At 73.6% G+C, this 15688-nt stretch carries 11 protein-coding genes; 2 read left to right on the top strand and 9 right to left on the bottom strand.

Annotated features, from left to right (window positions below):
• Positions 1–80: 80 nt before the first annotated feature.
• The 5 genes from C569_RS0100840 to C569_RS0100820 all read right to left on the bottom strand — a co-directional run bounded on the left by C569_RS0100840 (position 81) and on the right by C569_RS0100820 (position 9678).
• Positions 81–1976, bottom strand: coding sequence for an ABC transporter ATP-binding protein (locus C569_RS0100840; RefSeq protein ID WP_018783923.1), 1896 nt, complete (start codon positions 1974–1976; stop codon positions 81–83).
• Positions 1977–2020: 44 nt separating this feature from the next.
• Positions 2021–3694 (bottom strand): bifunctional 3-(3-hydroxy-phenyl)propionate/3-hydroxycinnamic acid hydroxylase, encoded by a 1674-nt coding sequence (locus tag C569_RS29590; protein WP_231394678.1) that lies wholly within the window; start codon positions 3692–3694, stop codon positions 2021–2023.
• 117 nt (positions 3695–3811) lie between these two features.
• Complete coding sequence (locus C569_RS0100830; protein ID WP_018783921.1) at positions 3812–6904, bottom strand: BTAD domain-containing putative transcriptional regulator; 3093 nt, start codon at positions 6902–6904, stop codon at positions 3812–3814.
• Between the two features lie 65 nt (positions 6905–6969).
• Positions 6970–8904 (bottom strand): KedN5 family methylcobalamin-dependent radical SAM C-methyltransferase, encoded by a 1935-nt coding sequence (locus C569_RS0100825; protein WP_018783920.1) that lies wholly within the window; start codon positions 8902–8904, stop codon positions 6970–6972.
• Positions 8905–8916: 12 nt separating this feature from the next.
• Positions 8917–9678: a class I SAM-dependent methyltransferase gene (locus C569_RS0100820; RefSeq protein ID WP_018783919.1), complete on the bottom strand. Its 762-nt coding sequence runs from the start codon at positions 9676–9678 to the stop codon at positions 8917–8919.
• Between the two features lie 265 nt (positions 9679–9943).
• Here C569_RS0100820 and C569_RS0100815 point away from each other — a divergent pair, with 265 nt between their 5' ends.
• Together C569_RS0100815 and C569_RS0100810 are read left to right on the top strand one after the other, a co-directional pair.
• A complete protein-coding gene (locus C569_RS0100815; RefSeq protein WP_026267556.1) occupies positions 9944–10309 on the top strand; it encodes a VOC family protein in 366 nt (121 codons plus the stop codon).
• A gap of 28 nt (positions 10310–10337) precedes the next feature.
• Positions 10338–10748 carry a DUF3224 domain-containing protein gene (locus C569_RS0100810; RefSeq protein ID WP_026267555.1) on the top strand — a complete coding sequence of 137 codons (411 nt, stop codon included), beginning with the start codon at positions 10338–10340 and terminating at the stop codon, positions 10746–10748.
• Positions 10749–10812: 64 nt separating this feature from the next.
• On the opposite strand, the gene C569_RS34825 is transcribed toward C569_RS0100810, so the two are convergent.
• The 4 genes from C569_RS34825 to C569_RS0100790 are packed head-to-tail and all read right to left on the bottom strand — an operon-like array spanning position 10813 to position 15663.
• Positions 10813–12369: an ABC transporter ATP-binding protein gene (locus C569_RS34825; protein ID WP_018783916.1), complete on the bottom strand. Its 1557-nt coding sequence runs from the start codon at positions 12367–12369 to the stop codon at positions 10813–10815.
• Positions 12366–13157, bottom strand: coding sequence for an ABC transporter permease (locus C569_RS0100800; RefSeq protein ID WP_018783915.1), 792 nt, complete (start codon positions 13155–13157; stop codon positions 12366–12368). The genes C569_RS34825 and C569_RS0100800 overlap by 4 nt, the downstream gene beginning before the upstream one ends.
• Entirely contained in the window at positions 13154–14110 is a 957-nt protein-coding gene (locus tag C569_RS0100795) for an ABC transporter permease (protein ID WP_018783914.1), read from the bottom strand. Before C569_RS0100795 ends, C569_RS0100800 begins: the two co-directional genes overlap by 4 nt.
• Entirely contained in the window at positions 14107–15663 is a 1557-nt protein-coding gene (locus C569_RS0100790) for an ABC transporter substrate-binding protein (protein WP_018783913.1), read from the bottom strand. The genes C569_RS0100795 and C569_RS0100790 overlap by 4 nt, the downstream gene beginning before the upstream one ends.
• Positions 15664–15688 lie beyond the last annotated feature (25 nt).

Genomic DNA, 15688 nt, shown 5'->3' with positions numbered 1-15688 from the left:
GGACCGGCCGGGGAGTGCCGAGCGGCACGCCCGGCCGGTGGGTCACGGGCAGGGCCCGCCCGCATCGAAGGGGCGGGCGCTCAGCCGGTGGCGGCGCGTTCCCTCGGGACCTCCGGCTCCTCCTGCCCGAACTGGGTGCGGTACAGCTCCTGGTACCGTCCGCCGGCGGCGAGCAGGTCACCGTGCCGACCGCGTTCGACGACGCGTCCGCCCTCGATCACGAGGATCTCGTCGGCGGCGCGGACGGTGGACAGCCGGTGCGCGATGACGACGCTCGTCCGGCCGGTCAGGGCCTCGGCGAGGGCGTCCTGCACCGCGGCCTCCGAGGTGGAGTCCAGGTGCGCCGTCGCCTCGTCGAGGACGACCACCCGGGGGCGGGCCAGCAGGAGCCGCGCGATGGTGAGCCGTTGGCGTTCCCCGCCGGACAATCGGTATCCGCGCTCACCCACGACGGTGTCGAGCCCGTCCGGAAGGGACCGGATCAGGGCCTCCAGGCGGGTCCGCCGCAGGACGTCCCACATCTCGTCCTCGGTCGCGTCCGGCCGGGCGAACGCGAGGTTGGCCCGGATGCTCTCGTGGAACAGGTGCCCGTCCTGCGTGACCACGCCGAGTGCCGCCCGGACCGACTCGGTCGACAGGTCGCGGACGTCGACGCCGGCGAGCTTCACGGCGCCGTGCTCGACGTCGTACAGGCGCGGCACGAGCTGGGCGATCGTCGACTTGCCGGCCCCGGAGGAGCCGACCAGGGCGACCATCCGCCCCGCCTCCACGCGGAACGACACCTCGTGCAGCACCTCCTCGCCGCCGCGCGTGTCGAGCTTCGCGACGTCCTCCAGCGACGCGAGCGACACCTTGTCGGCCGAGGGGTAGCCGAACCGGACGCTGTCGAACTCGACGGCCACGGGCCCGTCGGGAAGCGGACGTGCGCCGGGCCGGTCGAGGATCAGCGGCTCGAGGTCCAGGACCTCGAACACCCGCTCGAAGCTGACCAGCGCGCTCATCACCTCGACGCGGGCGCTCGCGAGCGACGTCAACGGCGCGTAGAGGCGCGACAGGAGCAGCGCGAGCGCGACCACGGCGCCGGCGTCGAGGCCGCCCCGCAGGGCGTAGACGCCACCGAGCCCGTACACCAGCGCCAAGGCCAGGGAACCGACGACGGTGAGCGCGGTGATGAAGACCCACTGGAGCATGGCTGCGCGGACGCCGATGTCGCGGACCCGCCGCGCCCGGGCCGCGAACTCCGCCGACTCCTCGGCCGGACGCCCGTACAGCTTGACGAGCGTCGCGCCGGGCGCCGAGAAGCGTTCGGTCATCCGGTTGCTCATCGCCGCGTTGTGCTCCGCAGCCGCACGCTGCAGCCGGGCGAGCCGGGAACCCATCCGGCGTGCGGGAAGGACGAACACCGGCAGCAGGACCAGCGCCAGCACCGTGATCCGCCAGGAGAGGGTCAGCATGACCGCCAGGGTCAGGAGCAGCGTGACGGCGTTGCCGACCACAGTCGACAGGGTGTCGCTGAAGGCCCGCTGCGCGCCGATCACGTCGTTGTTCAGGCGGCTGACCAGCGCGCCCGTACGGGTCCGGGTGAAGAAGGCGACAGGCATGCGCTGGACGTGGTCGAAGACCGCCGTCCGCAGCCGGACGATGAGGCCCTCCCCGATGGTGGCGGACAGGTACCGGGTCAGCAGCCCCAGACCGGCCTCGGCCAGCGCGATCACGGCGATCAGCACCGCCAGCCGCACCACGACGCCGCTGTCGGCGCCGCCGACGATCGCGTCGACCACCCGCCCGGCCAGGACCGGCGCCGCCACGGTGAGGACCGCCGTCACCACGCTCAACAACAGGAAGGCGGCGATCAGGGTACGGTGCGGCCGGGCGAACCCGGCGACGCGCCGTAACGTCGCCCGGGACAGCGGCCGCTCGTCCTGCGCGTTCAGGGCGTGGTGCAGAGACGTCCACGCTGTCACTTCCATGCTCATGCCGTACCTCCACCGGGAGGCTAGAACCTCACGTCCGCTTCAGGTCAAGCCGCCGCACGGCCACCCGCCGCCCCGGAGAAGGAGGGCGGCGCGCCGAGGGCGGCCGACAGGTCCCGCCCGGCCCGCTCGATCCCGCCGGCCACGACCAGGGCGAACACGAACCGGTCCGGTCGCAGCACCACCAGGTCGGCGCCGTGCCGCCGCAGCCACCCGCCGAGCACCCCGTCGGCGTCCACCACGTCGATCCGTTCGTACCCGCAGTCGCCGGACTTCTCCGGCAGGCCGGCCAGCGGCGTACCGGCCGGGTGGACCGCGACGAACCGCACCGGCGGTCCCTGCCACCGCGCGCCGTGCGGACCGGCCACGCCGGCGGTGCCGAGCACCACGAAGCCGTCGCCGAGCGCCTCGTCGAGCAGGCGCCCGCCGGGCGCACCCGGGACGAGGACCCGCGGCTGGGGGAACATCGTCCCGACCACGCCGTCGCGCCGCCCGCCGGCCATCAGGCCCCGCCGGTACGCCGGCACCGGCTTGAACTCGAACCGCTCCACGAACCGCCGTACCCGGGGAACCGTCTGGACCGCCCGCAGCGCGGTGTCACGCATCCACGCGGCGATCCGGTTGCGGGCGAGGAAGACATGTCCCAGCCGGACGCTGGTCCGTGCCATCTCCACCGTGTGCGGGCGCCGCTCGGTCTCGTACGTGTCGAGCACGGCCGGGCCGGCGGCACCGGACAGCACCAGCGACAGCTTCCACGACAGGTTCGCCGCGTCGCGCAGGCCGCTGCACAGGCCCTGGCCCATGAACGGGGGCATCTGGTGGGCCGCGTCGCCGAGCAGGAACACCCGTCCCGCCCGCCACCGCTGCGCGACGAGGTGGTGGAAGGTGTAGACCACCGCCCGGGTGACGGCGAACCGGTCCGGGTCGACGTACGGCGAGACGAGCGCGGCGACGGTCTCCGGCCGCCGCACCTCGTCCTCGGTCTCGCCCGGGCGGAGCATGAACTCCATCCGGTAGCTGCCGGCCGCGCCGGGAGAGACGAACGCCGGTCGCCGCCAGTCGCAGACGAACCTGGTGTCCGGCACCCGCACCGCGTCGGGCGGCACGTCGCCGGAGACCGCGAGCCACGGTTCGGCGTAGCTCGCCCCGGACAGCGGGATCCGGACCGCGGCGCGGGTGGCGCTGCGGGCGCCGTCGCAGCCGAGCACGTACCGGGCCCGGACCGCCCGCCGCCGCCCGGTGGCCACGTCGGACAGCAGCACCGTCACGCCGTCCTCGTCCTGGGTCAGGCCGACCAGCTCGGCGCCGAGCGCGAGCCGGACGTGCGGGAAACGGTCCAGCCCGGCGCGCAGCGTGTGCTCCAGTCGTGGCTGGTCGAAGAAGCGCAGCGGCGCGTGCCCGTACCCGAAGTCCGTCTCGGACAGCTTCATCCGGGCGAACACCCGGCCCGCCCGGTTGACGTACTCGACCAGCGGCGGCGCGATCGTCTCGTCGCGTACCTCGTCGAGCAGGCCGGCCTGCTGGTAGATGCGCAGCGCCTCGTCGTCGCAGGAGAAGGCCCGCGGCTGGCCGTGCGGGGCCGCGCTGCGCTCCACGACGAGCGTGGTGACGCCGCGGGCGCCGAGCAGGTTGGCGGTGAGCGCGCCCACCGGCCCGCAGCCGACGACGGCGACCTCGACCTCTTGGACCTCCTGGTGAGCCGGCGGCTGAACTGATCCCATGGTGGTGCCCCTTCGGAACATGGTTCCCGGACGGCTCCGGCCGTCCGGCACCGGTCAGGGCACCAGGCCGGTGTGGAAGGGGTGTGGAGACGGCGTGGAGGCGGGCCTCCACGCCGGTCAGAAGGCGGCGAACCGGGGCAGCAGCAGACCCGCGCCCTGGTCGGCGGCGATCCGCGCGCCGAAGTTCCACTCCGCGCGGTCGCGCCGGGCCGCGCCGCGGATCCGGTGCAGCTCCGCGACGAAGACGCGCTCGCCCACCCGGTCCGCCACCGCCAGCGCCTCCTCGGCCAGCGTCGCCGCGGTCTCCGGACGGCCGGCGGCCAGGTACGCCTCGGCCATCGCGCAGAGCGTGATGGTCCGGGTGGACCGCAGCCCGGGACGGTAGAACTCCTCGGCGGCGGCGCGCATCGCGTCGAGCCGGCCGCGGTCGCCGCCGCGCGCGGCCGCCCACTCCAGGAAGTACTCGCCGGTCGCGGCCATGTGCGGCAGGCCGGTGACCCGGCCGACGTCCCGGCACCGCCGCCCCGCCGCGTCGGCCGCGGCCACGTCGTGCTCCTGCATCGCCAGCCAGGCGGCATAGAGCGCCGCGTTGGCCCGGCCGTACGGGTCGTCGAGGGCCTCGGCGAGGTCCTCCGCGGCGGCGATGTCGGCCCGCGCGCCGGCCGGGTCGCCGCGCATCGACCGCACGAGCGCCCGGAAGTTGTGGCAGGCCAGCACCGGACGCCGCCCGGCCTCACGGCGCAGCAGCGCCCGGTCGACGGTACGCAGCCGCTCGATCCCCGCGGTGAGCCGCCGCTCGCTCTCGGCGTGGCGGCCGGTGAAGTAGGCGACCGCGCCCAGCAGGTATTCGCCGGCGACGGGGATCAGCCCGCTGCCGTCGTCGGGTGCCCGCACGAGCCGCCCGGCGAGGTCGGCGCAGATCGCGAACTCGGCCCGGTTGGCGGCCAGTTCGCCGAGCGCCCAGAGCGCGTGTCGGAGGTCGGCGTCCGGCCCGGCGAGTGTCAGCAGCTCGCGGGCCCGGGCACAGACCCGGTCGACCGCGTCGCTGCCGACGCCCACCGTCATCTGGAGCAGCGCCGCGCGGTGCAGTTGGACGGTCAGCTCGGTGGCCGCCGCGCCGGGTGCGAGCTGCGCGGCCGGGGCCAGCCGGAGCGCGGCGCGCTCCAGGTGACCGAGCGCGTCCTCGTAGGCGACCCGGCGGGTGGCGTCGTCGGCGGCGCGCAGCGACCAGCGCAGGTGGTCCTCGCCGTGGCCCAGCCCGGCCGCCTCGCCGTAGTGGTGGGCCAGCTCGGCCGGCGCGGTGCCGGCCGTCCGCTCGTACGCGGCGGCCAGCCGGGCGTGCAGCGCGGCCCGGCGCGGCGGGACCAGCTCGGCGTAGGTGACCTCGGCGATCAGTGGATGGCGGAACGCGACAGCGCCCGGCCCGGTCTCGACCACCAGGGCGGCCGGGTACGCCGGGGCGAGGTCCTCGGCGACCGCCTCGGCGGTGCCGTCCAGCGCCGCGGCCAGCACCGACAGGTCCAGGTCGTGTCCGGCGACACTGAGCAGGTCGAGGCAGCGCCGGGTGGGACTGGGCAGCCCGGCGAGGCGCAGCCGCACGGTGTCCCGGATGCTCGGCGGCAGCTCCACGGCGGCGTCCGCGTCGGTCCCGGACCGCAGCAGTTCGGTGAGGAAGAACGGGTTCCCGCCGGTGCGGGTGACGAGCCGGGTCACCACCGGCTCCGGCGGCGCCACGCCGGTGCGGTCGCGGACCAGGTCGGCGACCGCACCGGCGTCCAGCCCGGCGAGCCGGACCTGAGCGGAGCCGGGTCCGCGCGCCAGGCCGGCGACGGCCGCCACCAGGGCCGGGTCGTCGTCGTACGGCCGGAGCGTGGCGACCACGAGAGCCCGGGACGCCGGCAGGGCGGTGGCGAGGAACCGCAGCAGCAGCAGCGAGTCCGGGTCGGCGGCGTGCAGGTCGTCGAGGACGACGAGCAGCCCGCTCTCCCGGGCCGCCGCGTGCACCAGTTCCGCCACCGCCTCGTACACCTGGAACCGGGCCGTGGGGTCGAGACCGCTACCGCTCGGCGCGCCCGCGGCGAAGCCGTCCAACCGGCCCGCCGAACCGGTGACGCGGGCCTGCGGCATCGCCGCCAGCGCGCGTACCACCTGGCTCCACAGCCAGAACGGCGGCGCCTGCCCGACGTCCGGACAGCGGCCCCAGACCACCGGGACGCCGGTCGCGGCGGCCCGCGCGCCGAGCGCCGCGGCGAGACTGGTCTTGCCGATGCCGGCCTCCCCCACCAGGGTCAGCACCCGCCCGCCGTGCCCGGTGGCCGCGTCCAGTGCGACGCGCAGCCGCTCCAGCTCCGCGTCCCGGCCCACGAGCGGTCCGCCGGCGCGCTCCGGCGGGGCCGGACGTCCGGCCGCCGCCGGGCCGCCGGGCTGCTCCGGGCTGCTCCGGTCCGGCGGTACGGACTGCTCCAGGATCAGCCGGTGCACCGCCCGGACCTGCTCACCGGGGTCGATCCCGTACTCGCCGGCCAGGATCCGGCGCCCCTCGTCGAAGACGGCGAGCGCCTCGGTCTGCCGCCCCGACCGGTACAGGGCCAGCATCAACTGCGCCCGGACGCCCTCGCGCAGCGGGTGCGCCGAGACGAACCGGCGTAGTTCCGGCAGCAGCGCCGCGTGCCGGCCCGCGGCGACCGCGGCGGTCAACCGTCCCTCCTCGGCGTTCAGCCGCAGCTCGGCCAGCCGGGCCGCCTCCGGGCGCAGCACGGCCAGGTCGGCCACGCCCGCCAGCGGCTCGCCGCGCCACAACGCCAGCGCCTCGGTGTACGTCCGTCCGGCGGCCGCCGCCTGCCCGGCCGCGAGCGCGTCCGCAGCCCGGTCCACCAGCGCGGCGAACCGGATCGCGTCCACCGCGCCGGCGTCGGCCCGCAGCTCGTACCCCCCGGGGTGGCCGCGCAGGATGCGCGCCGGCTCGCGGTGGGACCGGTCCGGTTCCACGGCCCGGCGCAGCCCGGCGACGTACGTGCGCAGCGTGGTCCGGGCGCTGGCCGGCGGCCGTGCGTCCCAGAGCGCGTCGACCAGCCAGTCGGCGGCGACGACCCGGTTCGGCCGCAGCAGGAACAGGGCGAGCAGTGCCTGCTGCTTGGGCCCGCCGAGGGGCACCACCCGCCCGTTCCGGACGACCGCCGGCGGACCCAGCACCCGGAACTGCACAGTCACCTCGACGACGACCCCATCGTGCCGAGTATCGCAGCGCCCGGTCCACTCCGGACCCCGACGATCGGTCAGGGGACGGTGAGCGGGGTGCCGGCTCGGCGCACCTCCCCCATGAAGTGCAGGATCTCCTCGTGGTTCGTCGACATGACAGCGGTCATGGCGCCGGTGCGGTAGTAGATGTCGACCCGGACCGGTTCCGGCTCCAGCGACACCGGTTCGTCGGCACGCATCCGCGCCAGGACACCCGGCACGTCGTACGCCAGGGACACGTCCGGGCGGTGGAAGTACTCGACGCCGCCGATCTCGACGACAGGGAGCCCGTCCGGTTCGCAGACCGGCTGGGTCAGCAGGTCGTAGCGGTACACCTCGTCGAGGAACGGGCGGACGTCGGCGGCGAGCTCCCGCGAGACCACCTCCTGCCACCACAGCTCCAGCGCCCGCCGTCCATCCGCCTCGGTGAAGAGGTAGCCGATGGCGGCCGCGTACGCCGGCGCACCGCCGCCGTGGCCCCGCATCGCGGCCTCCCGCAACGGGATCGCCTCCCGTGCCGTGGTGGTGTCCGCCCAGTCGGCGATGCTGTTGAGGACCCGTGACTGCTCCCACCCGGCGAGCCGCCGCAGCGGCAGCCAGCAGTGCCGCAGGACGGCGTTCTCGGCCATCACGCGGGCCCAGAACAGGAACCGCTGCATCACCGCGTTGTCCTCGAACGTCATGGTGCGGTGGGCGAGCACGTACTCGAAGTCGTCGTTGTCGCCGCGCAGCGCGACGATGCCGTACAGCTCCTTGTTCTCCGCGTACTCGGTGTTCGGCAGCAGCATGATCGGGTAGACGGCGATCCGGGACACGTGCTGGGCGAGTTCGTCGTACCCGGCCAGGAACGACTCGACGGTGTCACCCGGCGCGCCCCAGATCAGCTCGGCGTAGCAGTCCAGCCCCTCCCGGTTGAGCCACCGCACCAGGTCACGCCAGTCGTTGACCTTCATGTTGCGCCGGCGCATCAGCGTCAGGGCGTCCGGGTTCAGCGACTGGAGGGCCAGGGTGAAGGAGCTGCGCAGCCCGGCCTCCTTCATCCGCCGCACGATCTCGTAGAACACCTTCGACTTGTTCTTGGCCCACGAGCTCTCGAACGCCAGCGGGAACCCGTGGCGCCGCTTGATGTCGATGAGGTCGTCGACGAGTTCCAGGTCGATCGGCAGCATGCCGAAGTTGGCGTCGCAGGCGACCACCGTGTGCACGCCGCACCGGGCGAACAGTTCCAGTTCGGCGCGCAGCCGTTCCCGGGAGAACGCGCGTACCCGCTGGCCGACCGCGCCGCCCCAGTAGCAGAACGAGCACTTGTACGGGCAGCCGCGGTTGGTCTCGAACAGCGCGACGTCGTAGCGGAACCGGCCGCCGGCGTCGAGCAGTTCGACGGCTCCGGTGAGGAACGGCGACGGGATGATGTCGAGGTCCTCGATCCGGGGCCGGTCCGGGTTGGTGACCACTGTGCCGTCGGCGCGGTGCCAGGAGATGCCGAGCACCTCGCCGAGGTCGTTCGCGGCCACGCCGGCCAGCCGGGCACGGAGCAGGTCGAGGAAGGTCAGTTCGCCCTCGCCGTTGACCACCACGTCGATCTCCGGGTAGAGCCGGAACACCCGGTCGGCCTGCGCGCTGACGTGGGTTCCGCCGAAGAGCACCCACCCCTGCGGGTTGAGCTGCTTGTAGGTGGCGGCGAGCGCCCCGAAGGCGCGCTGGTTCCAGCCGAAGACGGAGAATCCGATCACGTCGGGCAGCGGGCCGGCGAACAGCCGGGCGGCCATCTCGCCGTGCGTCACCCGTCCCCGGAAGTTGCAGATCTCGACCGAGACCCGGGCGTCCAGCTCGGCGTCGCCGGACACCATCGCCTTGAGGTACGCCGAGGCCAGCGGCAGCGACTCCAGTGGCATGTCCCAGACGCCCTGCTGCACCAGGACCACCCGGAGGCGCCGGTCCGCACCACCGGCGCTCGTCTGGCTGTGCTCCACCGATCCGCCGCCCTACTTGCGGTAGACGGTGATGTGCCGCTCGTCGGAGTCGCGCAGTGGTCGTCCGTCCCAGTGGCCCCAGCGCGACTCCATGGTGAGCCCGCCGAGGCGGGCCATCAGGTCCATCTCGGACGGCATGACGGTGCGGATGCGCATCGGGAAGAACCGGATGCCGTCGGGCCGCAGGACCGCGAACTGGATCGACGAGCACTGGGAGATCCGCTCGCGCCGGGTGAACGTCATCACGACGTGGTCCTTCTCCACCCGTACGGTCTGGGTGCGCTGGTTGCGGTCGTACCGTGCCGGGTCGGGGATGGACGTCTGGATCACGAACCGGCCGCCCGGTTCCAGGACGTCGGCGACCTTCTGGAAGCAGCGGATCTGCTCCTCCTGGTCGGTGATGAACGGCAGGGTGTCGAAGACCGCGTAGGCCAGCGAGAACTTGTACGGCAGCGTGAAGTCGGTGAAGTCCTGCACGTGCACGTGCACCAGCTCGCCGCCGGGCTTGTCGCGCAGCTGCGTCAGCATCCCCTCCGACGCGTCGATGCCGTGCACCTCGATGCCCCTGCGGGCCAGCGGGACGGCGACCCGGCCGGTGCCGACGCCGAGTTCGAGGACGGGCCCGCCGCCGGCGTTCTCGGCGAGCCACTCGATCGTCTCCTCGGTGTCACCCGGGTCGCCGGCCCATCCCGTCCCGTCGAAGACGTCGGCGACGGCGTCTCCGTAGGTGAAGATCTCGAAGCCTTCCACCGTGTTCTCCTCCACGCCGGTCATTGGGGTACCGGCGAATCGTGGCGGACGAGTGCGTCCGACGCTGCGCTGTTGTGAGCACGAAGTGAGGGCAAGTCGATTGGTGTGACGGTGGCGCCGCCGACGGTTCAGCCGGTATGCTGACCGACCTTCGGGGCCCGCCGTCCATTCGGAACGGTCTAATGAGCGGGCCGGCCGCGACACACCCGGCAACCGTGGCGTGGACGACGGCGGATTGCTAGGCTCGGGCCACGCTTTCGATCGGACGACAAATCTCCAGGAGACACGAATGGCTGTCGGTCGCTTGGCGGCGGTAACACTGGATTGTTCCGAAATCGCCCCGCTGGTGGCCTTCTACCGGGAAGCGGCTGGCCTCGAGCCGGTGCACGAGTCGGAGTCCGGGGCGTTCCTCAGCAACGGCGACGGCGTCGCCGTGGCGTTACAGCGGGTGGAGAACTACCGGCGTCCGGAGTGGCCCGGGCAGTCGGTCCCCCAGCAACTGCACCTCGACCTGGCCGTCGACGACATCGAGACGGCCGAGACCGAGCTGTTGCGCCTGGGTGCGACGAAACCCGCCGACCAACCCGGCGACGCGAAGTGGCGGGTCTTCCTCGACCCGGCCGGTCACCCGTTCTGCGCCTCGGTCTGGGACTGAAAAAGAACCACGGAAGGAATGAGACAAGGTGAGCACCGCGACCGCTTCATTTACGCTCGACTCCTGGGACGAAGACGAGTGGCAGCAGACCCCCGACGGCATGAAATTCTCGCGGGCCTCGGTCACCAAGACCTATTCCGGTGAACTCGAGGGCACCAGCCGCGCGCAGTTCCTGTTCGCCTATGGCAAGGGCGGCGCCGGATACGTCGGTCACGAAGTGATCGAGGTGTCGATCGGCGGTTCCAAGGGCAGTTTCATGCTCCAGCACCAGGCCGTCGGGTTGATGAGCGACGAGGAGGGCGGCGCCGAGTGGCACATCGTGCCGGGGACCGGCACCGAGGGGCTCGCCGGCATCCAGGGCACCGCCACCATGCGTAAGCTGGAGGACGGCAGCCACACCTTCACGCTCAACTACGAACTCCTCGACGAGATCGTCTGACGCGCTGAGACCGAGGCGGAGGGCCGTTACCGGGAAGCCGGGAGCGGCCCTCCGCCTCGGACGCTCACGGCACGTCCGCCGCCGCGGTGACGGGCCGCGCCGCGTCCAGCAGCACCCTGCTCGCCTCGTGGCGTGGATTGCCGAACACCTGCTCCACAGTCCCCTCCTCGACGATCCGCCCGCCGCTGAGCACGGCCACCCGGTCCGCGTTGCGGGCGATCACACCGAGGTCGTGCGTCACGATGAGTACCGCCAGGCCGAGGGTCCGCCGCAGCGAGTCGAGCAGGGCCAGGACCGAGGCCGCCACCTGGGCGTCGAGGTTCGACGTGATCTCGTCGCAGACGAGCACGTCGGCCCCGGCGGCGAGCGCGCGGGCGATCGCGACGCGTTGCCGCTGCCCGCCGGACAGCTCCCGCGGCAGCCGCGACGCCAGCTCCCCCGGCAGGCCGACGAGCCCCATCAGCCGGCGGGTCTCCGCCGCGACCGCCTCGGCCGTCATCCCACCGGCCAGGCGGGCCACCCGCCCGATCGCCGCGCCCACCGGCCGCCGCGGGTTCAGCGACCCGCCGGAGTCCTGCGGGATGAGCTGCATGCGGCGACGCTGGTGCACCGGACGGCGCCCCAGCGTCGGCTCCAGGACCTCGCCGGACAGCGTCACCCGGCCCGAGCTGGGGCGCAGCGTCCCGACGACGGCCCGGGCGAGCGTCGTCTTGCCGCAGCCCGACGTGCCGAGCAGGGCCAGCGCCTCGCCCGCGCGCAACCGCAGGGACACGTCGTCCAGGACGATCCGCCCACCCCGCGGCACGGTCAGCCCGGACACGGTCAGGACCTCCGCGCCCCGCACCGGCGTGGCGGTGCGGCGGCGCATCTCGGCCGGCAGGTCCGGCACGGCGGCGAGCAGGTCCCGGGTGTACGCGGCGGCCGGGCGGGCGAGCACCCGGCCGGTCGGCCCCTCCTCCACCACCACGCCGCCCCGCAGCACGATCAGGCGATCGGTCATCCGGGCGGCCGCGGCGAGGTCGTGGGTGACGAACACGACCGCCAGCCCGCGCCCGGCGGAGAGCCGGTCCAGCTGGTCGAGCACCTGCTTGCGCACCAGCCCGTCCAGGCCCGTCGTCGGCTCGTCCAGCACCAGGCCGCGCGGGTCGCCGGCCAGCAGCCGGGCCAGCGCCAGGCGTTGCTGCTGACCGCCCGAGAGCTGGTGCGGATACCGGCGCAGGAAGGCCCGGTCACCCGGCAGGCCCACCTCGACCAGTCCCCGGCTGACGGCCGCATCGGACCGGTCCGCGGCCAGTTCCCTGATCTGCGCCCGTACCCGCAGCGTCGGGCTCAGCGCCGACGGCGGATCCTGCGGCAGGTACGCCAGCACCCGCCGCCGGACCCGGCGCACCTCGGTGCCGGAGGCGGTCAGCACGTCGTGCCCGTCGACCGTGACCGTGCCCCCGGCCACCCGGAGTCCGCGCCGTACCGCGCCGACGAGAGCCATCGCCAGCGTCGTCTTGCCCGCCCCGGACTCGCCGACGACGGCGACCCGCTCACCCTCGGCGACCCGCAACGACAGGTTCTCCAGGACGGCCCGGCCGGCGGTGTCCTCGACCCGCAGCCCACTGATCTCGATCATCGCAGCACCCGCCCGACGATCCGGTCGATGCCGAGGTTCGCGGCGACGGTGAGCACACCGAGCAGGATCGCCGGCACCGCGACGCCCCACGGGGTGAGCTGGATGCCCTCGACGTTCTGGCTGATCATGGCCCCCCAGTTCGGGCCACTGGAGCCGAAGCCGAGGAACGCCGCCGCAGCCGTCAGCGTGACCGCGATGGCGAGGCGGGTGCCGAAGTCGGCGAGCACCGGCCGGACGATGTTCGGCAGGATCTCCCGGACGATCACCGACAGGTGCGAGTCGCCGCCGGCGTACGCGGCCACCACGTACCCGTCCTCGACCGCGCGGAGCGTCTCGGCCCGGGTCACCCGGGACACGAACGGCGTGCCGGTCAGCACCACCACGATGATCATCGTGGTGGCGCTGTACCCCCAGCCGTGCAGCAGCACCAGCAGGATCAGCACCGGCGGCAGGCCCAGCAGCAGGTAGTCCAGCCGGGACACCACGGCGTCGGTGATCCCGGCGAAGTAGCCGCCGAGCAGGCCCAGCACCAGACCGAGCACCGTCGCCAGGATCGTCGCCACCACCGGCACGGCCACCAGCGGACGCCCGCCGGCCAGCACCCGGTCCAGCACGTCCCGTCCGGCGCTGTCGGTGCCCAGCGGGCTGCCCGCCGCCGGAGCGCTGTAGGGCAACCCGACGATCCGCTCCGGCTCGCCGGCGAACAGCGGGCCGAACAGCGCCACACCCAGTACGAACAGCACCACGGCCGCGGCCGTCCCGGCGAGCAGCCACCGCGCGGCCCTCATCGGCTGGCCACCCGTAGCCGGGGGTCGACCGCGAGGACGAGCAGGTCGGCCACGACGAACGAGACGAGGATGATCGCGGCGAGCAGCAGCCCGACCCCCTCCAGGACCGCGGTGTCGTGGTTGCGGACCGCCGCCACCAGCGTCTGCGACAGGCCCGGGTAGTTGAAGACCACCTCGACCACTGTGGTGCCGCCGAACAGTCCGGACAGCAGCCACGCGAACGTCTGCGCGCACGGCGGCGCCGCCGCGGGCAACAGGTGCCGCGCCACGACGACCCGCTCGGGCAGCCCGGCCAGCCGGGCCGCCTCGACGTGGGGCATCGCGTCCGCGTCGATGACTGTCGCCCGCACGATCCGGCTCGCCCACGCCGCGCCGAACAGCGTCAGCGCGGCCACCGGCAGCACCAGGATCTCCGGCCGGTCCAGCGGGCCGCCGCCCAGCGGTGGCAGCGAGATCGCCGGCAGCAGCGGCCACAGGTCGGCGAAGACCAGCACGAGCAGACCGGCGGTGACGAACTGCGGGATCGACACCGCCACCACCGCGACAGCCGACACCACCCGGTCCACCCGGCCGCCGGGACGCAGCCCGGTGAGCAGACCCAGTCCCATCGCCAGCGGCACCGTCACCGCGGCGGTGAGGCCGACCAGGAGGCCGGTGGCGGCCAGCGGCTCGGCCACGACGTCCACCACCGGCCGGTGCATCGAGGTGCTGGTGCCCAGGTCGAGGCGCAGCGCCGCGGTCCCCCACTCGACGAACCGCACCGGCCAGGGCCGGTCGACGCCGAGTTCGGCCCGGCGCTGCGCGACCTCCTCGATGGTGGCGTCGGGCCCGAGTGACGCCGACGCGGCGTCACCCGGGAGCACCTCCGAGCCGGCGAAGAGCACCACCGCCACCGCGAACAGCGTGGCCACCGTCGCCAGCAGCCGTCGGGCCAGGAACCCGAGCGCGGTCACGCCGACCCGGTCGCCCGGTCGAACAGCTGGACCGACTGCATCGTGCGGACCCCGCTGATCCCCTTACGGGCGGCGTCGAGCTGCTCCTGGAAGCCCCAGAGCAGGTCGCCGCCCTCCTTGTAGAACTCCTCCTGCAACGCCTTGAACACCTCGGCGCGGGCGTTGTCGTCCACTGTCGCCTGGGCCTTGGCCAGCCGCGCCTGGTAGGCCGCCGACGTGCCGGTGACGTTGAACGGCGCCTTGCCGTGGGTGACCGCCGACAGGTGCACGGCGGCCGGCCGGTTGACGTAGTAGAACGCCTGGAACGGGTGCGTGGCCAGCGTCATGAGGTCGGCGTAGTAGGCGTCGGGCGAGATCTCCTGGAGGGTCAGCTCGACGCCCGCCTCCTTGAGCTGCTGGGCCATCAGCCGGCTGGCGTTGAGCATGCCGGGGACGATCTCGCCGGTACGCAGCGTCAGCTTGGTGATCCCGGCCTCGGTGAACAGCCGCTTCGCCTGCTCCAGGTCCCGGGCGCGCGCCGGCAGGTCGGCGTAGCCGGGCAGGCTCTTGCCGACCACGTCGTCGGCGGTCGAGCCGAGCCCGAGCAGCGCGTTGTCGACGAGCGCCTGCCGGTCCACCGCGAGCCGGACCGCCTGGCGGACCCGGACGTCGTCGAACGGCGCGAGCTTCTGGTTCATCGCGAACGACAGCGCGTTGGCGTTCGCCGCACCGCCGCGGACGACTGTCAGCTCGCTGTTCGCCTCGGTCTTCGCGCCGGTTGAGCTGATGCTGACGGCGTAGTCGACCTGTCCCGCCTTCAGCGCCGACAGCCGGGCGCCGGCGTCGAGGATGCCGACGATCTGGAGTTCGGCCACGCTCGGCTTGCCACCCCAGTACTGCTCGTTGGCGACCAGCCGGGTCGTGGTGCCGTTGCGCTCGGCCAGCCGGTACGGGCCCGAGCCGATCGGCTTGCTGAACTCGGTCATGCCGGCCGGGAAGACCGGTGAGAAGACCACGAGGACGGCCTCCTTGAAGTCGCCGCGCGGGGTCAGCAGCGGGACCGTGACAGTGCGGTCGTTCACCGCTGTCACCTTGGCGAGGTCGACGTTGGCGTAGACGGAGGCCCGGTTGCTGGGCTTGGCGCCGAGCGTACGGATGCTGTGCACCACGTCGGCGGCGGTGACCGGCTTGCCGTCGTGGAACGTGACCCCGGAACGCAGGTTGATCGTCCACACGCTGCCGTCGGCGTTGGGCTGCACCGACTCGGCGAGCTGGTACTTGTACTCGCCGTTGTCGAGCACCATCAGCGAGTCGTACACGTGCCGCATGACGATGAGCGTCGCGCCGATGCTGGTCAGCAGCGGGTTGCCGGCCTCGGCGTCGGTGACCGCGTTCGGCGCGCCCACCTTCAGCACCGCCAGCGACCCCCCGCCGGCCGCCGCCGGCGACGGCTGCTCGTCGTCGTCGCCGCAGGCCGACAGCAGGGGCACGCCGGCCACCGCGGCGCCCGCGACGAGGCCCATCCGGAGCAGCGCGCGGCGATTGAAGGGCGAGTCGTACGGGGTGGGCGACATGGTTCCTCCACAAAAGGTCGTGCCG

The sequence above is a fragment of the Micromonospora sp. CNB394 genome (assembly GCF_000374985.1).
Taxonomy (GTDB): Bacteria; Actinomycetota; Actinomycetes; order Mycobacteriales; family Micromonosporaceae; genus Micromonospora; species Micromonospora marina.
The sequence above is the reverse complement of the archived record's forward strand: the minus strand, read 5'-3'. Positions and strand labels throughout refer to the sequence as shown.